This window comes from Pseudomonas sp. S3_B08, from assembly GCF_054667725.1.
Window position 1 is genome coordinate 788,511 of the sequence record NZ_CP162750.1, and the last position, 21,936, is coordinate 810,446.

The 21,936-nt window shown below is 58.0% G+C and carries 20 protein-coding genes; 6 read left to right on the plus strand and 14 right to left on the minus strand.

Annotation, left to right across the window (positions count from 1 at the left end; translation table 11 throughout):
• Nucleotides 1-57: 57 nt before the first annotated feature.
• Nucleotides 58-231, plus strand: coding sequence for a hypothetical protein (locus AB4N73_RS03760; protein ID WP_460142927.1), 174 nt, complete (start codon nucleotides 58-60; stop codon nucleotides 229-231).
• A 68-nt stretch (nucleotides 232-299) separates the two neighbouring features.
• Here AB4N73_RS03760 and AB4N73_RS03765 read toward each other — a convergent pair whose 3' ends face one another.
• The 6 genes from AB4N73_RS03765 to AB4N73_RS03790 all read right to left on the minus strand — a co-directional run bounded on the left by AB4N73_RS03765 (nucleotide 300) and on the right by AB4N73_RS03790 (nucleotide 7,758).
• The gene (locus tag AB4N73_RS03765) at nucleotides 300-674 is read right to left on the minus strand and encodes a hypothetical protein (RefSeq protein ID WP_460142928.1); all 375 of its coding nucleotides are present in this window, start codon (nucleotides 672-674) and stop codon (nucleotides 300-302) included.
• A gap of 267 nt (nucleotides 675-941) precedes the next feature.
• Nucleotides 942-1,100, minus strand: coding sequence for a DUF6896 domain-containing protein (locus tag AB4N73_RS03770; RefSeq protein ID WP_409037392.1), 159 nt, complete (start codon nucleotides 1,098-1,100; stop codon nucleotides 942-944).
• A gap of 300 nt (nucleotides 1,101-1,400) precedes the next feature.
• The gene (locus AB4N73_RS03775; protein ID WP_217851032.1) at nucleotides 1,401-1,814 is read right to left on the minus strand and encodes a DUF6896 domain-containing protein; all 414 of its coding nucleotides are present in this window, start codon (nucleotides 1,812-1,814) and stop codon (nucleotides 1,401-1,403) included.
• A 170-nt stretch (nucleotides 1,815-1,984) separates the two neighbouring features.
• A complete protein-coding gene (locus tag AB4N73_RS03780) occupies nucleotides 1,985-2,380 on the minus strand; it encodes an Imm50 family immunity protein (RefSeq protein ID WP_353956312.1) in 396 nt (131 codons plus the stop codon).
• Between the two features lie 138 nt (nucleotides 2,381-2,518).
• Nucleotides 2,519-2,905, minus strand: a complete 387-nt coding sequence (locus tag AB4N73_RS03785) for a hypothetical protein (RefSeq protein WP_217851028.1) — start codon at nucleotides 2,903-2,905, stop codon at nucleotides 2,519-2,521.
• Nucleotides 2,902-7,758, minus strand: a complete 4,857-nt coding sequence (locus AB4N73_RS03790; protein WP_460142929.1) for an RHS repeat-associated core domain-containing protein — start codon at nucleotides 7,756-7,758, stop codon at nucleotides 2,902-2,904. The genes AB4N73_RS03785 and AB4N73_RS03790 overlap by 4 nt, the downstream gene beginning before the upstream one ends.
• 239 nt (nucleotides 7,759-7,997) lie before the next feature.
• On the opposite strand from AB4N73_RS03790, the gene AB4N73_RS03795 reads away from it, so the two are divergent.
• Nucleotides 7,998-8,693 (plus strand): HAD-IA family hydrolase, encoded by a 696-nt coding sequence (locus AB4N73_RS03795; protein WP_056784114.1) that lies wholly within the window; start codon nucleotides 7,998-8,000, stop codon nucleotides 8,691-8,693.
• A gap of 62 nt (nucleotides 8,694-8,755) precedes the next feature.
• Here AB4N73_RS03795 and AB4N73_RS03800 read toward each other — a convergent pair whose 3' ends face one another.
• Nucleotides 8,756-9,502, minus strand: coding sequence for a 3-oxoacyl-ACP reductase family protein (locus AB4N73_RS03800; protein ID WP_056784118.1), 747 nt, complete (start codon nucleotides 9,500-9,502; stop codon nucleotides 8,756-8,758).
• 125 nt (nucleotides 9,503-9,627) lie between these two features.
• Here AB4N73_RS03800 and AB4N73_RS03805 point away from each other — a divergent pair, with 125 nt between their 5' ends.
• On the plus strand, nucleotides 9,628-10,551 hold the full coding sequence (locus tag AB4N73_RS03805; RefSeq protein ID WP_252885637.1) for a LysR family transcriptional regulator: 924 nt from the start codon (nucleotides 9,628-9,630) through the stop codon (nucleotides 10,549-10,551).
• A gap of 131 nt (nucleotides 10,552-10,682) precedes the next feature.
• On the opposite strand, the gene AB4N73_RS03810 is transcribed toward AB4N73_RS03805, so the two are convergent.
• The 3 genes from AB4N73_RS03810 to AB4N73_RS03820 all read right to left on the minus strand — a co-directional run bounded on the left by AB4N73_RS03810 (nucleotide 10,683) and on the right by AB4N73_RS03820 (nucleotide 14,318).
• A complete protein-coding gene (locus AB4N73_RS03810) occupies nucleotides 10,683-11,411 on the minus strand; it encodes an aspartate/glutamate racemase family protein (RefSeq protein ID WP_252879741.1) in 729 nt (242 codons plus the stop codon).
• Between the two features lie 53 nt (nucleotides 11,412-11,464).
• The gene (locus tag AB4N73_RS03815; protein ID WP_460142930.1) at nucleotides 11,465-13,003 is read right to left on the minus strand and encodes an NCS1 family nucleobase:cation symporter-1; all 1,539 of its coding nucleotides are present in this window, start codon (nucleotides 13,001-13,003) and stop codon (nucleotides 11,465-11,467) included.
• Between the two features lie 574 nt (nucleotides 13,004-13,577).
• Nucleotides 13,578-14,318, minus strand: a complete 741-nt coding sequence (locus AB4N73_RS03820; RefSeq protein WP_243241704.1) for a phosphoadenylyl-sulfate reductase — start codon at nucleotides 14,316-14,318, stop codon at nucleotides 13,578-13,580.
• A 165-nt stretch (nucleotides 14,319-14,483) separates the two neighbouring features.
• Between AB4N73_RS03820 and thrH the strand changes: the two genes are divergently transcribed.
• Nucleotides 14,484-15,101 carry a bifunctional phosphoserine phosphatase/homoserine phosphotransferase ThrH gene (thrH, locus tag AB4N73_RS03825; protein ID WP_252869072.1) on the plus strand — a complete coding sequence of 206 codons (618 nt, stop codon included), beginning with the start codon at nucleotides 14,484-14,486 and terminating at the stop codon, nucleotides 15,099-15,101.
• A 94-nt stretch (nucleotides 15,102-15,195) separates the two neighbouring features.
• Here thrH and pabB read toward each other — a convergent pair whose 3' ends face one another.
• The 4 genes from pabB to rloA form a co-directional block, all read right to left on the minus strand.
• Nucleotides 15,196-16,539, minus strand: coding sequence for an aminodeoxychorismate synthase component I (gene pabB, locus AB4N73_RS03830; RefSeq protein WP_460142931.1), 1,344 nt, complete (start codon nucleotides 16,537-16,539; stop codon nucleotides 15,196-15,198).
• 303 nt (nucleotides 16,540-16,842) lie between these two features.
• Nucleotides 16,843-17,829, minus strand: a complete 987-nt coding sequence (locus AB4N73_RS03835) for an alpha-L-glutamate ligase-like protein (protein ID WP_056784132.1) — start codon at nucleotides 17,827-17,829, stop codon at nucleotides 16,843-16,845.
• The gene (gene rloB / locus AB4N73_RS03840; protein ID WP_125927626.1) at nucleotides 17,829-19,364 is read right to left on the minus strand and encodes an osmotic stress tolerance membrane protein RloB; all 1,536 of its coding nucleotides are present in this window, start codon (nucleotides 19,362-19,364) and stop codon (nucleotides 17,829-17,831) included. Before rloB ends, AB4N73_RS03835 begins: the two co-directional genes overlap by 1 nt.
• Before the next feature lie 5 nt (nucleotides 19,365-19,369).
• Entirely contained in the window at nucleotides 19,370-19,906 is a 537-nt protein-coding gene (rloA, locus tag AB4N73_RS03845; RefSeq protein WP_016773819.1) for a retropepsin-like aspartic peptidase RloA, read from the minus strand.
• Between the two features lie 404 nt (nucleotides 19,907-20,310).
• On the opposite strand from rloA, the gene AB4N73_RS03850 reads away from it, so the two are divergent.
• Nucleotides 20,311-21,033 carry a GntR family transcriptional regulator gene (locus tag AB4N73_RS03850; protein ID WP_177180867.1) on the plus strand — a complete coding sequence of 241 codons (723 nt, stop codon included), beginning with the start codon at nucleotides 20,311-20,313 and terminating at the stop codon, nucleotides 21,031-21,033.
• Nucleotides 21,030-21,923 carry a methylisocitrate lyase gene (gene prpB / locus AB4N73_RS03855; protein ID WP_024012298.1) on the plus strand — a complete coding sequence of 298 codons (894 nt, stop codon included), beginning with the start codon at nucleotides 21,030-21,032 and terminating at the stop codon, nucleotides 21,921-21,923. Before AB4N73_RS03850 ends, prpB begins: the two co-directional genes overlap by 4 nt.
• Nucleotides 21,924-21,936: the final 13 nt, after the last annotated feature.

Here is a 21,936-nt window from a genome sequence, read left to right on the forward strand (position 1 = left end):
CGATTGGCGGCAGGGCTTTTCGAACGTCATACATCCCACACGCTCAAGAGGTGCGCCATGACTCCTGAAACTGAAGGCAAAGAAGAGAAGGGCCCTAATGGGCTGCCGTTTATCAATGATCCGGGCAGTGAAGATCCTGGTGCGGTGACGGATGATGCGCCGGTGCCGTTGAATGATGCGGATGAGGCGGATATGGAGTATGAGGAGGATGGGGATGGGGATGAGCAGTGAGGGGGTGTTGAGGGTTTGAATGATGGTTTAAGGGCCTGACTCAGCAGGCCCTACAGAAAATCTGTTCCTCAGAACGAGACGTCGATTCTTTGTGCTCTGATTTTTACAAACTGACCATTGAGGTGCGGAAAATCGAAGTGGATATCTTGATCCGCAAATTCGACGAACGACTTGAGCGTATCGCCTTCTAAGCGCCCGTAGATATCGCATGAGAAACCATTGTCAATCATCTTGACACGTGTTCCGCTGCCATCACATTTTGAGATGTCTATTTCGTCCGGCAGCACCATTTCGAACTCGGCTGAGTAGGTCTCACCTACTTCGATTACTGACGGGCAGTGGCCTGCGAAGCATCTCACAGTCACACCGTTGATGCTGAGTAGGACCATTTCTTCGATGATTGGGTCGATCTCTACAATATGCGCGGGATATTTCTTAGTCATCTGCGAGCCATGCTCTCGTTTTCTTTCAGAGGATTGAGGTGATCAGTGAAGTTTTTTATGAGTTGGACTTTGCCATAATGGCCTGAGTCAGCAGGCGCTTAAGTCTCGTTTTCAGAGGTTTTCCGGCGGGTCGATTAATTCATAGAGGTCATCGGAGGGCGATATTTTTTTGATTCTGCCTGAGCCTATATAAGACTTGAACTCGCTCTCAAGAAAATTTATGTCAGTGTATTTTTTGTACTCTTCAGGTCTGTCGGTGGCATACATTTAAAGGCGCCACTCATCAAAACCATCGATCCTGTTATTCGAACCGTAATCGAAATCCACTGATTCAGTGGGAAAATGAATAGCACAGCCTATGCCGTGTAGTTCATATTCAACGCCATCGATGACTTCTCCGCAACTTTCTATTTTGCCGCTCCCCAAAGTCTTAGGATGTTTCGAGTGCCAAATTTTTCTTGTAATAGCGTTGTTCCTTCTTCAACTTTGCTGGGGAAGTCTTTGATCAAGTCTTCGAGATGTATCATATTGTTACTCATGTTTTTCTATTGTCATCCAGTCGATCGATATCGAGTCTTTTTAGGCTGACATGTTTTATTCACTCTTGTCTCAAAAATGGTTTCCCAAATATTTCTAATGATTTTTACGTTGTGAATTTTGGTGTTTGTCTCACAAGCAGGTGCGGAAGTCAGGGGGATTTTATGTGTTTTGGTCTATTCGTTTTTTTCAGTTGGTCCATATATACAAGTTGCTAATTAAGGAAATTTTCTTGATTTTTTTTAGATCTATGTATTCGGCGAATTCTTTTTCGATTATTTTTTTGTCGCAGTATTTTCTATATTTAGATGGTCTTTCACAAGCAAAGAAGTATAAGCGGCGAATGTCAAACCCATTGATTTCACCATTAGGCCCATAGTCAAAATCTACAGTTCCTGTCGATAGATTAATGCGGCAGCCAATGCCGTGCAGTTCATATTTAACGCCTCGAGTGACTCTCCCGCGACGCTTTATCGCCCTGGTATGCCAAAGCCTTCGAATGTCCCGAGTGCCAAATTTTTTTTCAAATATAAGCGTGCTTGTCTCTACCATAGAAGTAAAGTCATGTATCAGGGTATCCAAAGTTTGATCTTGGTCACTCATTTTTTTCTCCGGTTTTGCGAAATATCTAGTCCAATGATTTGGCTGGCTGGATTGCATTTTTATTGTTTAAAAATTGCTGAGTGCTCTTTGGGGTGGTAGTGATTTTCAGCCTTGGTGATATTGCTTTTGGTCTTGCAGGCGATGCGCGAGGAGTGTTTGATGCGTGATGTTTAGAAAAGTGACTCTGTTAAGTAGACGCTAGGTTCTCTTAATCTCAATGATGATGTAATGAATTTTATCTCGGAAGTCTCTGATGCAACGCAAACTAAGTGCCTGCTCTCAATAGTTTGAATGGATAATTGAAATTTTTCCCGTGTGGGGAGATTGGATGTCGTCAAGCTTGTAACTTCACTGCACGTCATCCCTATGCGGCAAGCATTGTATTCTATGGATTCCCACGTCTTCGGAGGCGTGTCTGGAATTTCTCTGATGTCAAATGCCAGAGTCAGTGTTGAAAGATTATTGTCTATGTTTAGAGTGAAGAGCTTAATCTCTCCGATAGGTATATTTCGGCTGAAGACCATATTGAAGAATTTGCTGCCATTTATCTCATTCCAGTATTTCATGTGTTTCTTTTACTCTGTCGATCTATTTCTAGAAAGCGCCTTCATGTAGTGTTGGTTAATGCTCGGCCTGCGTTTTTCTAAATATTCACATGGGCGCCATTTGTCCATTCTGTCGTCACGAGATATGTCGTTCTTCCCCTAAGTCCCTATCCACTGTAAGAAAAATTCCCTCTGTAATTCTGGCGAGTTTGTTAGGTTTTCATTTTCGTAGTCAAATATCGACACTACGTCTTTTAGTGATGGTTCTGCTCCATTTGTCAATTCATAAGCTTTTAATCCAAGAGACATTTGTGATGATAAGCTCGAGGGGTGAACATTTAGCTTTGAGCCTTTGCAAAAAAAAGTTACTAGAGGGTTGTCCTTTCGGATCAAACCGAAACAATGATAAAAATTTTTGCCGGCATATGTTTTTGGCGATAAACCGTCCAGGTTTAGAGTTATGCTTATTTTCTCGCTATCGCAAATCAGAACTACATCTTTGATTGCATATTCTTTTTCTACGATAATTGTGAATTCCGAAATCATTTGTCAATTTTCCTATATGGATTCGGGATGGAGTAACCAAAGTCACGCCCATCATCAATAATTATCGTGGCGCCTAGAATATCTTCGTTTTTGATGATTTTTGGGACGGCGAATTCCTGTTCTCGGGAAAATTTGTATCGGTTTCCTAATTCTTGCTTCAAATCATAGCCATTGACTCTCTTCAAAGTATAAAGAAACCCGGTTTTTGTAAAAAAGCTGGTAGCAAACTCTTTTCCCACGTCTCGAGAGGGGGAGGTGCTGATAAAGCCGCTTGGAGGAAAATCGCTATCAATGGAGTGGAGGAATAAGTCCTCGCTGTCTCCCTTGCTTTTGAATCCGTTCACAAAAACATCGGACGGGTCTCTTGAATCTCCTCGGTACAGATATTCCTGCTTTTTCTTAGGCGCTGGTGCATCAGGCTCCCCCTCATCAACCTTAACCCCATCACTCGCCCCCGGAACCTCACACCCAGGCTTCTTCGGCGGTGGGCAATTGGACGTCAACCCCAATGGATCCACCCACCCCGTCGGATTCGGCACGTACTGGTACTGATTCAACCCACCCGCGAGCTTCACCGGGTCCGGCGTCAAATACCGCCCCAATCTCGGGTCGTAATACCGATGCCGGTTGTAATGCAGCCCACTTTCAACATCGAAATACTGCCCCTGAAAGCGCAGCGGTTGGTCGAGGTAGTCTTCGCCGGCCAAGGTGACGGCGGCGACTTTGCCGTAGGCGTCGTATTGCGCGGACCAGACGATTTCGCCGCTGTAGTCGGTGAGTTCCTGTGGGGTGCCGAGGTGGTCGAGTTGGTAGTAGAACGGGCAGGCTTTTTTCGGGCCTTTGCCGTCGAGCATCGCCAACGGGCGGAAGGTGCCGGGTTCGTAGAGGAAGCTGCGGTATTGCGTGGCGCTGCTTTCGGCGACGAGGTGTTCGCCTTGCCAGAAGAACTCGGTGATGGCGCCGTCGACGGTTTTGCGGATACGGCGGCCGAAGGCGTCGTATTGATAAGTGGCGGTCTGGCCGTCGGGGCGGGTCAGGCCGATCAGGCGGTGCTGGCAGTCGTAGCGGTATTCGGTGACCAGGGTCTGGCCGTGGCCTCGGCGTTCGCGGATCAGGTTGCCGAAGGCGTCGTAGTCGTAATGGCGGTCGCCTTGCATCAGCAGGCGGTTGCCCTTGATCTGCGCGGGACCGGGGCGGTCCTGCATCAGCAGGTTGCCCGCCGGGTCGTGGGCGAAGGATTCGGGCAGTTCGTCGCGCGAGTGACGTACGCGGATCAACCGGTCGAGGGCGTCGTAGCCGTAGGTGCGCTGGCCGTGGCGGCTGTCGGCGATGTGCTCGAGATTGCCGTTGGCGCTGTAGGCATAATCGCGGCGGTACAGCGAAGCGTGGCGATGACCTACAGCGTGGGCAAGCAAGCGGCCCTGATCGTCGTAGGAGTATTCGCTGAGCAGCAGACCTTGCTGGCGTTGCTGTTCGCGACCGGACTGATACACATGCCGGGTCAGCGGCGTGCCGTTGAGGTCGATGGCTGACAGCGCACCGCCCTTGGCGTAGTGATAATCGAGCTTGCTGTTGTCCGGCAGACGCAGGCGTTTGAGCTGACCGCAGGCGTCATAGGCGTAGCGCAAGGTGCCCCAGCCCTGATGCTCGGTGATCAGCCGATCCTGACGGTCGTACTCGAAGGCCAGCGGATGGTTTTGCCCGTCATCAACGGCAACCAAGCGCCCGAGGCGATCATAGTCGTAGCGGACTTTGAGCCCATCGGGCAGGGTTTTGACCCGCAAGCGCCCGGCCTTATCGCGCTGGTAGTGGGTGACCAGCGATAAACCCTGCTCGCCAAACTCGGTCTTCTCCAGCAGGTGCCCGTTGAGGTCGTAGGCATACGCCGTGCGCCGCCCATCAAACCCGGTTTCCTGTCGGATCAATCCGGTCGGCGTGTAATCCAGGCAGTATTTTTCCCCTGACTCGTTTTCAATTTCGGTCAGCAGCAACCGCGCATGGTCGTAGCGGTACTGCACGCGGGTGCCGTCGGGATTGATCCGTCGCGAGACCAGGTGCAAATCATCGTCATATTCGTAGCGGGTAATGCGCCCGAGTTCATCGCGCTCAGCGGTGATCTGGCCGTAGGCGCCGTAGCTGTAGGCGCGCGTGCTGCCCGTAGGAGAAGTCGTCAGGATCAGTCGGCCGGCCGCGTCCCACTGCTGACGACTGACAACACCAAATTCGTCCTGGGTGGTAATCCGCCGGCCCAGCGCATCGTAGGAAAAACGCCGCACGCCGCCGTCCGGCAGGGTTTCTTCGATGAGCTGGCCGAGCTCGTTCCACACCCAGCGGTGGCGGCTGCTGTCCGGATAGCGCAGCGACAGCAATTGGCCGCGCAGGTTGTAGTAGTAATGGGTGACCTGGCCGTCGGGATCGACCGCTTCGGTGACGGCGCCTTCAGCGTTGCGCCGGTAGATCCACACCGCATCACCACGGCAACGCTTGTAGAGAAAACCGTTGCGGTACTCGTAGGACGTTGGTGCATCGTCCGGCGGAATCAGCGCGATCAGCCGTCCGACCTCGTCGTAGCGGTATTCGGTAACCGCGCCCAACGCATCCTGCTCGGCGATCAACCGGCCCTGCTGGTCATAGGCCTTGAGCTGCTCGCCACCATCGGCCGCGACCTGCCGCACCAGCCGTGCGCGCTCGTCGTGGACGTAGACTTCTTCGGTACCGTCGACGTAATGCACGGTCACGCTGGCGTCGTCATCGTTCCAGACGTAACGGGTGTTCATCTGCGAGAACGACGCCCAGTGCCTCACGCAGCGCGCCGCTTTGCCCTCGCGCTGCCACTCCCAGAAGAAGCTCGCGCCGCCGGTCAGCTGGCGCTGGAGGATGACGTGATGGTCGTCGTAGTCGTAGCGTTCGCTGTCGCCGACCGCGTTGGTCGCGGTCAGCAGGCGTTGCCGGGCATCGAAGCTGTAGGTGGCGAGGGTTTGCTCGGTGGTCCACTCGCCCTGGACGAACACCTGATAATCAATCGCCACCAGCTGCGCGCGGTCATAACGCAACAGCAATGAGCGGCCGGCGCCGTTGTCCAGACGCTGAATGCGGTCGGAGCGATCACGTTGCAGGGTCAGACGATTGCCGTAGACATCGCTGATTGCGGTCAGCCGGCCGGCGCGAAAGTGGTAGAAGCGCGCGTTTTCCCCGGCCAGGGCGAGGATCAGTTCTTCCGGTTCATCACCGAGAAAGATCGCCGCCCGCGACAGGCTGTTGTGAATCGCCGGACGCGCGACGTTGGGCAGGGGAAAACGAGTGCGGCGGTTTTCGTGGTCGATCCAGATCACGCCATCGCCGTCGAAGGACAGGCGATGGGCCAGCGTGTGGCTCCAGCCAAAACCCAGGCCGATGTCGATCTCGACCGCGCTGCTGCGGTACAAGCGGGTGAACTCGAAGGGCAGCACGCCATCGAGCACCGCGTCGGTCAGGGTCAGCAGTTCTTCGCCGGTGACCATCGACACCGGGCAGCCGTTTTTGCAGGTATTGGGGACGCAGTCGGCGGCGTCGCCGTTGGGGTTTTTCGCTTGATCGGGGACGTCGTCGTGGGGCTCGTGGCGCTCAAGGCGCGCCATGCCCTGGGATTTTTCCCGCGCGAGCGGCGCCGGATTCGGCACGCGGAGCACCACCGCGTCGGCCTGACGAATGTTCAGCGGAATCGATGGCGTCGGCTTCAGCTCCACTTCGCGGGCATGGAACATCAGCGGCTTCAGCGTGCTCGCGTGCTGCTTAAGTTCCGGTGCCGAAGTCAGCTCAGCCAGACGCAAGGCTGAGGCGGCCAGCCACTCCCGCGCCCGTGGCGATTTGATCTTCGCCAGGACCTTGCTGCTCAAACGCAGCGATACGCCGGCACCGCCCGCCACGCGCATCAACAGGAAGCTGATCAGCAACTCGGTGCGAACTTCGGCCACCACCTCGGCGAGGTATTGCGGCGGCAGCATTTTTAGCCAACTGGTGAACGCGGCCAGATGAATGAACAACAACGGCTCGTCGCTGAGCATCAACAAGGCGTTGGCGATCGCTTCGTTTGAAGCGGCAAGCAGCGCCTCGAGTTCGACTTCGCTCAGGTATTCGAGGAGCTTTGCGCTGTGCTCCTGCAGATCGGCAAGTAGGGCGAACAGCTGTTGAATGTCATCCCAGACGCCATTCAGGGCTTTTTCCAGGCCGCGCCAATCGGCCCGCTGCAACTGCCCGTAACGATCAAGAAAACCGGCGCTGGAAAACTCCGTCCACTGCGGCTGGAAGCCTGTCCATTCGCTGCGCAGCCAGCCTTCAAGGCCGGCAATGACCCCTTCATATGAGGCATACAGGGCGCGGACATGGGCGGAGGAAACGTTGGGAAAGAAGGTGACGCGATAGCGCTGGCCACGCATGCAATCGGTCACCTCGAGGATCCCGCTCGGGCCAATGGTGTAGCGCTTTGGTTCGCCGAAGGTCAGCACGCCGTCGACGTCGCTGAGCAGCGGTTCGAGGGTCACCGGGGTGTCGCCGATCGGCACGAAGCGCGCTGCTTCAAACAGATGCACCAGGGTCAGCGGTCCGCTGGCCGAACACATGACCACCGATGAACTGACAGGTGCGCGCGAAGTGATCGGCGCGCTCAGTTGTACGTCATTGCCAACCTTGAACACCTGCTCGATGTCCAGCGCCGTCCCCGTCCAGAATTGCTCGGCCCAGGCGTCGTAGTTGTTCAGGCACAGGCGGAACTCGTCGATCAGCGCTTCAAAATCTGGCTGCTTCGGATTCAGGGCGGCCACCACCAGCAGTCCGATGCTGTTGTTCAGGGCCAGGAGCTGATCGGGTTGAAGCATTCGCAGTCGCTCGCGCATATGAAGAAACGGGAGCGCGGACTTTGCGGGGGATCAAAAAGGAAAGAAGTCGGGGAAGTAGGCAGTGTCTGTAGGAGTTTTCGCTAAATGCGAAAAGGCGTCGATGGCATTGCCCGTTGCTCAATGTCCATCGGCCTCGCTATGCTGCTGAACCCATTAATCAGATCCGCGTTGCGGCACGTTGCCTGTCGCCCGGGATGTCTTTGTTAACGGATCCGATGATGAATGCACCGCTGAAGACGTTCGGCCCGATCAAGGCCGTGATTTTCGATATGGACGGTTTGCTGCTCGACACCGAGGGCATTTACACCGAGGTCACCTCGCTGATTGCCGGGCGCTACGGGAAAACCTTCGACTGGAGCGTCAAGCAGAACATCATTGGTCGCGGTGCCAATGATCTGGCCAACTACGTGGTGCAGGCGTTGGAGTTACCGATCACTCCGGAAGAATTTCTGCAGATCCGCGAGCCGCTGATGCGCGAGCGTTTCCCCAAGGCGCAAGCGATGCCGGGGGCCGAAGCGCTGGTGCGTCACCTCAAGGCGCACAACATCCCGATCGCAGTCGGCACCAGTTCGTCGCGCCAGTCGTTCGGGCAGAAAACCACCTTGCACCGTGAGTGGTTTGCGCTGTTCGATTTCATCGTCACGGCGGACGATCCGGAAGTCGGCGCGGCCAAACCGGCGCCGGATATCTTCCTCACCGCCGCCCGGCGCCTGGGCATCGCGCCCGGGGATTGTCTGGTGTTCGAGGATTCGCCGTTCGGCGTCACCGCCGCGAAAGCGGCAGGCATGACCGCAATCGCCATCCCCGACGCAGCGATGGCTGATGAGAAATATGCTCACGCTGACGGCATTATCCGCTCGCTGAAAGCATTTATGCCCAGCGCCTTTGGCTTGCCGACGCTGGAACTGGCTTGACCGTCCGCACAAAAACGCCGCCCTTCCTATAAAGAAGAGCGGCGTTTTTTCTTGCCGGTCTGTCAGGCGCCGAAACCACCGTCGATGGTCAGGCTGGCACCGGTGATGTAGCCGGCTTCCGGCCCGGCCAGGTAGGCGACGAAGCTGGCGATTTCATCGGCGGTGCCGTAACGACCGACGGCCATCAGCGGGATCAGGCTGTCGGCGAATTCGCCGTGGGCCGGGTTCATGTCGGTGTCGACCGGGCCAGGTTGCACGTTGTTGATGGTGATACCGCGTGGGCCGAGATCGCGGGCCAGGCCTTTGGTCAGGCCGACCAGTGCCGATTTGCTCATTGCGTACACGCCGCCACCGCCGAAGGGCATGCGGTCGGCGTTGGTGCTGCCGATGTTGATGATCCGCGAGCCTTCGCCCATGTGTTTCGCCGCTTCCTGGGACGCAATGAACACGCTGCGCACGTTGATGGCCAGGGTCTGATCGAAGTCTTCGAGTTTGAAGTCTTCCAGCGGCGCGATGGCCAGCACGCCGGCGTTGTTGACCAGAATGTCCAGGCGCCCAAACGCTTCGACGGTGGCGCTGACGGCGTGGCGAATCGCGCTGGCGTCGGCGCTGTCAGCCTTGATCGCCAAGGCTTTGCCGCCGTTGCCGGTGATGCTGTTCTGTAGTTCTTCGGCTTTGGCGGCGGAGCTGACGTAAGTGAAAGCGACGGCGGCGCCTTCAGCGGCCAGACGTTTGACGATGGCTGCGCCGATGCCGCGCGAACCGCCTTGAATCAGAGCGACCTTGCCGCTGAGGTGTTGAGTGGTCATGTTCGATCTCCAAGTGTTCAAGGCGGAATGCCTTGGTGTTGGTGCCGAGTATCGGCCTGGCATCGACAACCGGGTAGACCATGATTGCTATAGTCTGTGTAAACCAGAAGTTTATAGTGGCGATCATGGAAACATTCAGCAGTATCGAATGCTTTGTGCGCAGCGCCGAAGTCGGCAGCTTTGCCGAAGCCGCGCGACGCTTGAGCCTGACCCCGGCGGCGGTCGGCAAAAGCGTGGCGAAACTGGAGGCGCGGCTCGGCGTGCGGCTGTTCCAGCGCAGTACACGCAGCCTGACCCTGACCGAAGCGGGGCAGCTGTTTTTGAGTGAAGTCAGCGCCAGCCTGACCACCATCCAGAATGCCGTAGCCAATCTGGCCAGTGCCGGCGGGCAACCGGCCGGCACGCTGAAAGTCAGCATGGGCACGGTGTTCGGTCGTCTGTATATCGTGCCGCTGCTCGGTGAGTTCTTGCGGCGCTATCCGGCGATCAACCCGGACTGGCATTTCGATAACCGCCAGGTCGACCTGATCGGGCAGGGCTTCGACGCGGCGATTGGCGGCGGCTTTGAGCTGCCACAAGGCGTGGTTGCGCGCAGGCTGACACCGGCGCATCGGGTGTTGGTGGCATCGGAGGACTATCTGCAAAAACATGCGCCGATCAGCCATCCCGATGACCTCAGGCAACACGACGGCATTCTGATTCGCTCACCGCAGACCGGGCGCGTGCGTTCCTGGCAACTGACTCACCGCGATCAGCAACACAGTCCGCTGACATTGCGGGCGCGGATGACCATGAGTGATTCCGAGGCTGCCTGTGCAACGGCGATGCAAGGTTTGGGCATTGCGCTGGTGAGCATGCCGTTTGCGGTCGCGTATCTTCACGCAGGGACGTTGCAGCGAGTGCTGCCTGACTGGTTTGTCGATGACGGCAACATTTCGATCTATTACGCCGAGCACAAATTGTTGCCGGGCAAGACCCGGGCGTTTGTGGATTTCGTGATTGAACAGTTTGCTGAGCAGGGACTGGGGCGTCGGTTTAGTGCTATCTGAGCCAGGCATCAAACCGAGTTGCGGCTATCGCGGGCAAGCCCGCTCCCACAAGTTTTGAGTTGTTCACACATCTTGCAAACAACACAAAACCCTGTGGGAGCGGGCTTGCCCGCGATGAACGATAACTCGGTCTATCGAGCAAAGCGCTGCGCCCAACCAACAATGTTCTTCGGCCGTGGCGTCGCATAAGTGCGCACCTTGGACGTCGACAACTTCAAACGCACCAGCGACTCGGCAATCGTCACCGCCGCTGTCACGCCATCCACCACCGGCACGCCGGTGCGCCGACGGATCTGTTCATCCAGCCCGGCCATGCCGCCGCAGCCCAGGCAAATCACCTCGGCCTTGTCCTGGGTCACCGCCAGTTCGGCCTGCTGCACGATCGCTTCCAGTGCGCGCTGCGGTTCGTGTTCAAGCTCCAGAACCGCCAGACCACTGGCGCGCACCGAGGCACAGCGATCCCACAGGCCGGACAATTTCAGCCGATCCTCGATCAGCGGCACGGTGCGATCCAGCGTGGTCACCACCGAGTAGGCATGGCCGAGAAACATCGCGGTGCTGGCCGCCGCGTCAGTGATATCTACTACTGGCACGTTGAGCAGTTCCTGCAAACCTTCGCGGCCATGTTCGCCGTAGCCGGCCTGGATCACCGCATCGAAGGGTTGATCGTAAGACATCACTCGATCCATCACGGCGATGGCGGCCAGGTAGCTTTCGAAATTGCCTTCAATCGATTCGGCGCCGAAGTACGGCGTCAGGCCGACGATTTCGGTACCGGGCGAAGCGACGGCCTGCGCCGAGCGGGCGATGGCGTCGGTGATGGATTCGGTGGTGTTGACGTTGACCACGAGAATACGCATGGAAAATCCTTATTGCGGGCAGTGGTGCGGCCCGAAACCGGGCCGCGAAGGGATCAGTGGCTGACGTTATCCACAGCGATGCACTCGCCGCTGACGTCGGCGTAATGCGTGTGGCGTTTGGCGACGATCAGGTAAAGCATGCCGGCGATGCCGGCACCGATCAGCCAGGAGAACGGCGAGACGCTGTGGAAACCGGGTACCAGCGCCAGGATGATGGCGATCAGCGCTGCAGGAATAAACGCCGCCACCGCGCGGAAATTGATGCCACGGCTGTAGTAATAAGCGCCGTTGGGGTCTTCGCTGTAGAGCTGCGGCACGTTGATCCGGCCTTTGCGGATCAGCCAGTAGTCGACCATGATCACGCCGTACAACGGGCCGAGCAGGGCGCCGAGGCCCGACAGGAAATACACGATCACCAGCGGGCTGTTGTAGAGGTTCCACGGCAGGATCAGCACGGCGATGGTCGCGCTGATCAACCCGGCGCGGCGGAAGGTCAGGTACTTCGGCGCCAGGTTGCTGAGGACGAACGCCGGGGCGACGAAGTTGGCCATGATGTTCACCGCAACGGTGACGATCAGAAAAGCCAGGCAGCCGAGCACCAGAAAGAACGTGTTGGGGATCGAAGCGATGATCTCGGTCGGACTTTCGATGATCCGCCCGTTGATCTGGAACTGCGCGCCACACAGCAACACGGTAATCGCGGCGAATACCAGAATGTTCACCGGCAAGCCCCAGAAATTTCCCACCTTGATGGTTTTGCGGCACGGCGAAGAACGGGCGAAGTCGCAGAAATTGAGGATCAGCGTGCCGTAGATCGCCAGCCACAACGCGCCGCCGGCAAAGATGTTGCGCCACATCTCGCCACCGGTCAGCGGCTCGCGGATCGACCAGGCAATGGTCGCGTTGGCCTGGAAGTACATCCACCCGGCGAGCGCAGCAACGGTCAGCAGAATCACCGGCCCGGCAAATGCCTCGTAACGGCGCACCATCTCCATGCCGTAGGCGAGGATCGCCAGTTGCACCAGCCAGATTGCTACAAAGCACACCCAGCCCAGACTCGACAGGCCCAGAATTGAGTCGTGATCGTATTCGGCAAAGCCGGGATGCACGGCGGTCAGCAGGACGCGGAATACCACCGAGGCGAGGTACGTCTGAATACCGAACCAGGCGATGGCGATAACCGCCCTGATCAATGCAGGAATTTGCGCACCGTGGATGCCAAAACTGATCCGGCTGATCACCGGAAACGGCACCCCGGTTTTCTGCCCCATGTACCCGGACAGGTTCATGAAGAAATACACCAGCGCCGCGCCGATCCCCAGCGACAACAGAATCTGCCAGCCGCCCAGACCCAGTGCATACAAGCCGATGGCGAACGAGTAGTTGGCGATGTTGTGCACGTCATTCGTCCACAGGGCGAAGATGCTGTACCGGCCCCAACGTCGGCCTTCGGCTTTGGTCGGCGCCAGATCGCTGTTGTGCAGACGCGGGCTCAGTTGCAGCGGCTCGCTCAGTCCGTCATCGGGCAACGGTTGATCAAGCGTGGAGGAGGGCAGATTCAGCACGATGTTATTCGAAAGACTTGTACGCATTCCGGCAGGCTCCTGACGTTCACTCCCGCGATGACTGTGCATGAGCGCTCAGGCTCGACAAATCTTCGTCGCGGCGGTGAAAACATCACTGGTTACGGGGCATCTGCAGCCTGTACGGGATAGGGCGCTTCAGGCTTGCGGATCGAAAGTGTGCATGTTTTGCAGTTTTGTATACAAAACATGTATGCGATAAAGCCAGATTTATGCCAGTTATGAATCTATGGGCAGCCACGTTCATTTCGAATAGTTATCGATGCAGCATAAGTCGCTGAAAAACCGGCGATATAAATTGATCGATTGGACAGGAATTTTTTTCAGGGGAGGGAGTTTGCAGACGGGCAAGCAGATGGGGATTCTGCTGGGGGATGTAACTTTTCAGGGCGTAAAAACAGAAAGTGCACACATAAATGGCACCGATGGTGACAACCTTGTGTACACCTTTTGCGTGCCTGGCACATATCAATGTGGGAGCGAGCCTGCTCGCGAATGCGGTGTATCAGGCAACTGAAACGTTGACTGGAACTGCGCTTTCGCGAGCAGGCTCGCTCCCACAGGTCTTTCTATAAATGGGGGATCAAGCCTTGCTCTTGCTGATGATATTCCCCGCATGCAGTCCGCATTCTTTCTGCGTGGCTTCTTCCCACCACCAGCGGCCTTCACGCTCGTGCTGGTTCGGCAGCACCGGGCGGGTGCAGGGTTCGCAGCCGATGCTGATGAAACCGCGCTCGTGCAGGCTGTTGTAGGGCAGTTCGAGCATGCGGATGTAACCCCAGATCTCCTCGCTGGTCATCTGCGCCAGCGGGTTGAACTTGTACAGGGTGCGTTCCGGTGTCGAGAAGGCTGTGTCGATTTCCAGCACCGCCACGGCGCTGCGGGTGCCCGGGCTCTGGTCGCGGCGCTGGCCGGTGGCCCACGCTTTGACGTCGGACAGCTTACGGCGCAGCGGCTCGATCTTGCGGATGCCGCAGCATTCGCCGTGGCCGTCCTTGTAGAAACTGAAAAGGCCTTTTTCCTTCACGAACGGTTCGAGTTTCGTGTAGTCCGGCGAGACGATTTCAATATCGATCTTGTAGTGCTCGCGCACTTGCTCGATGAAGCGGTAGGTCTCCGGATGCAGGCGGCCGGTGTCGAGGCTGAACACTTTGACGTTCTTGTTCAGCTTCCACGCCATGTCCACCAGCACCACGTCCTCGGCGCCGCTGAAGGATATCCACAAGTCATCGCCGAACTCGGCGAAGGCGAGCTTGAGGATGTCCTGGGCGGATTTGTTGGCATAGGTCGTGGCGAGTTCCACGACGTCGAACGTTGGGCTCATCAGGGCGGCTTCCTACAGGTCAATGGCGCTCGGGCGCTCTATAGGGGGCCGATGGTAACAAAAAGCTGCCGCGGCCGGGGCGTCCTCTGCGTTGCGCGCCTCGGGTGCAGACGCTAGAGTTCGGCCTCGCTTGACTCAAATAATCACTATAAACGGGAGTGTCTTGTGGAAATTGCTTGCCTGGATCTTGAAGGGGTACTGGTACCGGAAATCTGGATCGCCTTCGCCGAAAAAACCGGAATCGACGCCCTCAAGGCCACCACCCGGGACATTCCCGATTACGACGTATTGATGAAGCAGCGTTTGCGCATCCTCGATGAGCACGGCCTCAAACTCTCGGACATTCAGGAAGTGATCGCCACGCTGAAACCGCTGGATGGCGCAGTGGAGTTCGTCAACTGGCTGCGCGAGCGCTTTCAGGTGGTGATTCTCTCGGACACCTTTTATGAGTTTTCACAGCCACTGATGCGCCAGCTGGGCTTCCCGACTCTCCTTTGCCATCGCTTGATCACTGACGAAAGCGGGCGGGTGACCAGCTATCAACTGCGCCAGAAAGATCCCAAGCGTCAGTCGGTGCTGGCGTTCAAGAGCCTGTACTACCGGGTGATCGCGGCGGGGGATTCATACAACGACACGACCATGCTCGGCGAGGCGGACGCGGGGATTCTGTTTCATGCGCCGGACAACGTGATTCGCGAGTTTCCGCAGTTCCCGGCGGTGCATACGTTTGAAGAGCTGAAGCAGGAATTTCTCAAGGCCTCTAATAGAGAGCTGAGTTTGTAGTCGTCTGGAAGGACGTCTTCGCGAGCAGGCTCGCTCCCACATTTGGAATACATTTCCCTGTGGGAGCGAGCCTGCTCGCGAAGCTTTTAAGTTTTTAGAGGTTTTGCAGGGTATCGAGCAGGATCCGCACTTTGGTCATCGACTCCTGATACTCCGCCTGCCAGTCCGAATCGGCAACAATCCCGCCGCCGCCCCAGCAGCACACCTGGCCATCCTTGACCAACAGACTGCGAATAGCGATGGAGCTGTCCATCTCACCGCGCACGTCCAGGTACAGCAACGATCCGCAATACAAACCGCGCCGGGTTGGCTCCAGCTCGTCGATGATCTGCATCGCCCGTATCTTCGGTGCGCCGGTGATCGAGCCGCCGGGGAAGCTGCCAGCGATCAGGTCCAGCGCATCACGATCCGTCGCCAATTCACCGGTCACGCTGCTGACCAGATGATGCACATTCGGATAGCTCTCCAGGCTGAACAACTCCGGCACCCGCACCGAGCCGATGCGGCAGGTGCGCCCGAGGTCGTTGCGCAGCAGGTCGACGATCATCAGGTTTTCCGCGCGATCCTTGGGGCTGGCTAGCAGTTCGGCGGCGTTGGCAGCGTCTTCGGCTGGAGTCAGGCCGCGTGGGCGAGTGCCTTTGATCGGTCGGGTTTCGACTTGGCGCTGGCTGACTCTGACGAAACGTTCCGGTGACAGGCTCAGCACCGCGCCGCCGTCGGGCAGGCTCTGGAAGCCGGAGAACGGCGTCGGGCAGGCCTGACGCAAAGCGCAGTAAGCCAGCCACGGATCGCCCTGGCATTGCGCGCGGAAGCGTTGCGCGAAGTTGACCTGATAGCAGTCGCCGGCCTGGATGTATTCCTGAATGCGTTCGAACGCCTGACGGTAATCGTCGGCCGAAATATCAGCGGCCATCGGGGCGCTCAGTTTGAAGGGAGCCATCGCGTCAACTTGCGGCTGAGTGAACAGCGCGACCAATCGCTGCCGTTCACTGTCGACAAGCGAAGGATGAAAGACCAGTTGGCTGGTTTGCCCGTGGTGATCGCTGATCAGCGCCCAGTCGTACAGGCCAAAACGCGCATCGGGCAGTTGCAGGTCATCCAGTGCCTGACTCGGCAGGTTTTCCAGATGCCGGCCGAAGTCGTAGCTCAAATAACCGATCAGTCCGCCGGCGAACGGCAATTGGTACCCGGCAGGCAATTGTGCTTCGCCCAAGCGGCTGAGATTGTCACGCAGGCGCTGGAGGAAATGCGCGCCGCTCTCGTCCGGCAACACCGCCAGTTGTTCCAGCGGCCAGGCGCTGAGCAAGTCATAACGGCCGCGTTCAGCGCTCGGCCGGCCGCTGTCGAGCAGCACGGCGCCGGGTGCGTTGCGAATGGCCGCGAAATAGTCGGCCGGATTGGCGCGGTAGGGCAGTGGGTGTACGGAGCAGGTCAGCATGGGCGGGGCAGATCGGCCGTTGAGGCGGGGTGGGGATTGTAGTCCTCTGCGCTGCCAGATCAAAGTCAAAAGCCTCCCCCTCACCCCAACCCTCTCCCCCAAGGGGGCGAGGGGGAAAGGGAGCAGATCGGGGGCTTTTCAAAACTTGGGTTCGGCTCGATATCTTGGGGGAGGGAGCCGATCTTCATGCTTTTCAAAGCTTGAGTTCGACTCAAGACGTTCAGGTCGGCGTACCTCCAACATCCACCTCGGTCAGTCCCCTCTCCCTTTGGGAGAGGGTTAGGGTGAGGGGCTCTTGAGCTTTTAGCCTTCGACAGCTGGAATATGCCCAAACATCTCCTGGGTAAACGCCACCCGCTCTTCAACCGACTCCGTCACGCCCCGCGCCTTCAGCTCTTCCAGCCGCGCTTCAACCGCGTGGGTACGCAAGGTCAGGCCGCAATCGTTGGCGATCTGAATGTTCAGCCCCGGCCGCGCATTCAGCTCGAGGATCAGCGGGCCTTTTTCCTGATCGAGCACCATGTCCACGCCGATATAACCCAGCCCACACAACTCATAGCAGCCGGCGGCGAGTTTCATGAAACCGTCCCAGTAGGGCAGTTGCACGCCATCCACCGCGTTGGTGGTGTCAGGGTGTTTGGTGATGATGTTGTTCAGCCAGGTGCCGCGCAGCGTAAGGCCGGTGGCCAGATCGACGCCGACGCCAATGGCGCCCTGGTGCAGGTTGGCCTTGCCGCCGGACTGGCGGGTCGGCAGACGCAACATCGCCATCACCGGGTAACCCATCAGTACGATGATGCGGATGTCCGGCACGCCTTCGTAGCTGATGCTCTTGAAGATCTGATCCGGGGTCACGCGGTATTCGATCAGTGCGCGGTCGCGGTGGCCGCCCAGCGAGTACAGGCCGGTGAGGATGCTGGAGATGTGATGCTCCAGCTCTTCGTGGGCGAGGATCTTGCCCGACACCGTGCGATAACGGCCTTCGAAGCGGTCGGCGATGACGATGATGCCGTCGCCACCCGCGCCCTGCGCCGGTTTGATCACGAAGTCGCTGCGCCCGCCGATGATCTCGTCGAGCTTGTCGATTTCCTTCTCGGTGGAGATCACCCCGTACAGCTCCGGCACGTGAATGCCGGCGGCGATGGCGCGTTCCTTGGTGAGGATCTTGTCATCGACGATCGGGTACAGGCTGCGCTTGTTGTACTTGAGCACGTAGTCCGCGTTTCGGCGGTTGATGCCCATGATGCCGCGCGCCTCGAGGGCCTTCCACGTCTTCCAGAAACCGAACATCAGACGTCAGCCTTCTTCAGGAAGGCCTTGAAACGTACTAGTTCGGTCAGGCGGTAGCCGCGATAGCGACCCATCGCCAGCATGAAACCGACCAAAATCAGCAGGATCGCCGGGAAGGTAAACACGAAGTACACCAGCTCCGGCACGGTCATGATCAGGTGCGCGAGGGAGGCAGCGAACAGCGTGCCGATCGCGACTTTCAGCGCATGGTTGGCGCCGCGTTCTTCCCAGGTGATCGACAGACGTTCGATGGTCATGGTCAGAATCACCATCGGGAACAGCGCCACCGACAAGCCACGCTCAAGCCCCAGCTTGTGGCTGAACAGACTGATCGCCGCAATCAACACCACCACGAACGTCAGCACCACCGACAGGCGCGGCAGCATTTGCAGCTTTAGATGTTCGAGATACGAGCGCAGCGACAGGCCCAGCGCGGTGATCACCGTGAACAGCAGAATGCCGAAGCCCAGCTGCGTTTCGCGAAAGGCGAGGGCGATCAGGACCGGGGTGAATGTGCCCAGGGTCTGCAGGCCGACCAGGTTGCGCAGGATCAGGATCACCAGCACGCCGATCGGGATCATCACCATGATCATGAAGGTCTGCTGGGTCTGCAGCGGCAAGCCGTACAGCGAGTAATCGAGGAAGTTGGCGTCAGTGTTTTCGTCGGTCAGCTTGGCCAGACGAATCGCGTTCATCTCGCTGTTGTTCAGGCTGAAGGTCACGTTGGCTTTCTTGCCGCCGTCGACGGTGATCAGGTTTTCGTCACCGGTCCACCACAGCAGGCGATCGGTCGGCAGGCCTTGCTCACCGGTTTCCGGGTTGAAGTACAACCAGTCGTTGCCGTTGAAGCTGCGCAGCCACAGTTCGGGAGTCTGAGGCTGATCGGCGACGAGGCGGATGGTGTGGACTTTTTCTACCGGAACGTGGGCAATCGACAGCAGCAGTTCGACGATCTTGGCTTTGTGCGAAGTCGACGGATCGCCGGCCAGCAGCAATTTGACGTTGTCGTCGTTGACGTTGTTGACGCGCTTGATCGCCTCGCCAATAAAGGTTTCGACGTCGGCCGAATGTTGGCGGATCGGCGCGAGCAGGGCTTCGGCGGCGATTTTTTCCGGGCCTTCGATGACCATGCTGTCACGGAAGGTCGGGCCTTTGACCTTGGATTTTTCCGCGGTGTAGCGCTTGGTCAGCACCAGACGGTAATACAGCGTCTGATTGCCCTTGGCGCGACGGGCCGACCAGGTCACCTTGCGGTTGCCGTCGATGCGGTTGACTGCGACGCCGTAGTTATTGGAGATGAAGCTTTCGTTGAGGCTCACGTAATCGCGGCTCAACGGCGGCACGAACATCTGGATCTTCACCGGATCTTTGGTGCTGGCGACGAACTCGACCTTGGCGTCGATGTTCCACAGGTCGTCGGTGGCGTCTTCGGTCACCGGGATGCCGAGCACGAAAATCTGATAGGCCGTAACCGAAACGCCCAGCAGCACCAGCACGGCGATCAGGATTTTCAGGTGGAAGGTTAGAGAACGCATGGAAATTACTCGGCGGTGTGAGCGGCGATGGTGCAGGCAGGTTTGCCGGCAGCGTATTTAAGACTGGGGTCGACCAGCGCGTCGAAGCGTTTCAGCGCCTCGGAGCCGATCAAAAGCGGGTATTGGAACGCACTTCGGTCGGTGAGGTTCACTTCGATGCTGCGCATTGCCGAACCCATGCAGATATCCAGCTCGATCACCGGACGGGCGGTGTACTGCTTGCCTTCTTCCGGATCGTAGTCGCCGGCGCGGCGCTTGATCTTGCTGACCCGCGCCAGCGGCCGTTCGATGGGGTGCGAATGCGCGGTGTCGATCGCCAGGTAGAAACGTACCCAGGATTCACCGTTGCGTTTGAAGCGTTTGATGTCGCGGGCACTCAGCGAGGCGGTTTTCGCCCCGGTGTCGAGTTTGGCCGCAACTTCGAGATTGATGCCGTCAAGCGAAGCGTATTCGTTGAGGCCGTACACGGTTTTTTCCCCCGCGGCGGCGAGGCCGGGCAGGCAAAACAGAGCAAAAAAGGTGGGGAAAGGCTTGAGTCTCATAAATCCTGGTGCGCAGCGTTCCGTTATCGGTTCAGGTGCCCGCACAACCGTGCGCAAGCCCCCGCGTGTGCCTGGCAGCTTTTTATGGCAAGCCGTACAAAAGACCCGCAAATGCGGGCGGCATTCTAGCACGGTGGTTTTATGGCGCCAGCGCTTGCGCCGACCCATGAGCTGCAAGGGATGCCACTCTTGTGGGAGCGAGCCTGCTCGCGAAAGCGCTGTGTCATTCGATGCAGAAGCCGGCTGATGTGCCGCCTTCGCGAGCAGGCACGCTCCCACAGTAATAGATGATCGATTGGCTGCGGTTATTAGACGATTGTCGACAATACCTATTTATCCTTTGACTCATCGGGCCAGATTGGCTAGTTTTTGCCGCATTGGATTTAAAGGTGTCGACAATCATGCTGGATCAACTCGATCCCCCGGTCATCAGTGGCGACGATTCCGAGACGCTGTCGGAAAACGTCTTCCGGCGCATCCAGGCCGCAATCGTCAAAGGCGAAATCGCCCCGGGCAGCAAGATCTCCGAGCCGGAGCTGGCGCGCACCTATGGCATCAGCCGGGGGCCGCTGCGTGAGGCGATCCATCGTCTGGAAGGGCAGCGCTTGCTGGTGCGCGTGCCGCACGTCGGTGCGCGGGTGGTCTCGCTCAGCCATGCCGAATTGATCGAACTCTACGAAATCCGTGAATCTCTCGAAGGCATGGCCTGCCGCCTCGCTGCCGAGCGCATGAGCGTCGAGGAGATCGACGAACTGCGCCGGGTCCTGGAAACCCACGAGCGCGATGCGGCGTTTCAGGCCGGCGTCGGTTACTACCAGCAGGAAGGCGATTTCGACTTTCATTACCGGATCATCCAGGGCAGCGGCAATCGCACGCTGACGCAGATGCTCTGCGGCGAGCTGTATCAACTGGTGCGCATGTACCGCATCCAGTTTTCCACCACGCCGAATCGCCCGCACCAGGCCTTCGCCGAACACCACCGCATTCTCGATGCCATCGCCGACCGTGACGGCGAACTCGCGGAACTGTTGATGCGCCGCCACATCGGCGCCTCGAAACGCAACATCGCCCGTCACTACGAGGACGGCGCCCACAACAAGACAGCCACTGAACGAGGTGATGCATGACTTCCAACCTGAACACGCCGGGCCAGCGCTTCCGCGATGCGGTCGCCAGCGAGCATCCTTTGCAAGTGGTCGGCGCGATCAACGCCAACCACGCGCTGCTGGCCAAGCGCGCCGGTTTCAAGGCGATCTACCTGTCCGGTGGCGGTGTAGCCGCAGGTTCTCTGGGCGTGCCGGATCTGGGCATCACCGGGCTGGACGACGTGCTCACCGACGTGCGCCGCATCACCGATGTCTGCGACCTGCCGCTGCTGGTGGATGTCGACACCGGTTTCGGCTCGTCGGCGTTCAACGTCGCGCGTACGGTCAAGTCGATGATCAAGTTCGGCGCGGCGGCGATTCACATCGAGGACCAGGTTGGCGCCAAGCGCTGCGGCCATCGCCCGAATAAAGAAATTGTCAGCCAGCAGGAAATGGTTGATCGCATCAAAGCCGCCGTCGATGCGCGCACCGACGACAGCTTCGTGATCATGGCGCGCACCGATGCGCTGGCGGTGGAAGGTCTGGAGTCGGCACTCGATCGTGCGGCGGCGTGCATCGAGGCCGGCGCTGACATGATTTTCCCTGAGGCGATTACCGAGCTGGACATGTACAAGCTGTTCGCCAACCGCGTGAAAGCGCCGATCCTGGCCAACATCACCGAGTTCGGCGCAACGCCGCTGTACACCACCGAACAACTGGCCGGCGCCGACGTTTCTCTGGTGCTGTATCCGCTGTCGGCATTCCGCGCGATGAACAAGGCGGCGGAAAATGTCTACACGGCGATCCGCCGCGATGGCACGCAACAGAATGTAATCGACACCATGCAGACTCGCATGGAGCTCTACGATCGTATCGATTACCACACGTTCGAGCAGAAGCTCGATGCGTTGTTTGCACAGAAGAAAGGCTGAACAAAACCCTGTG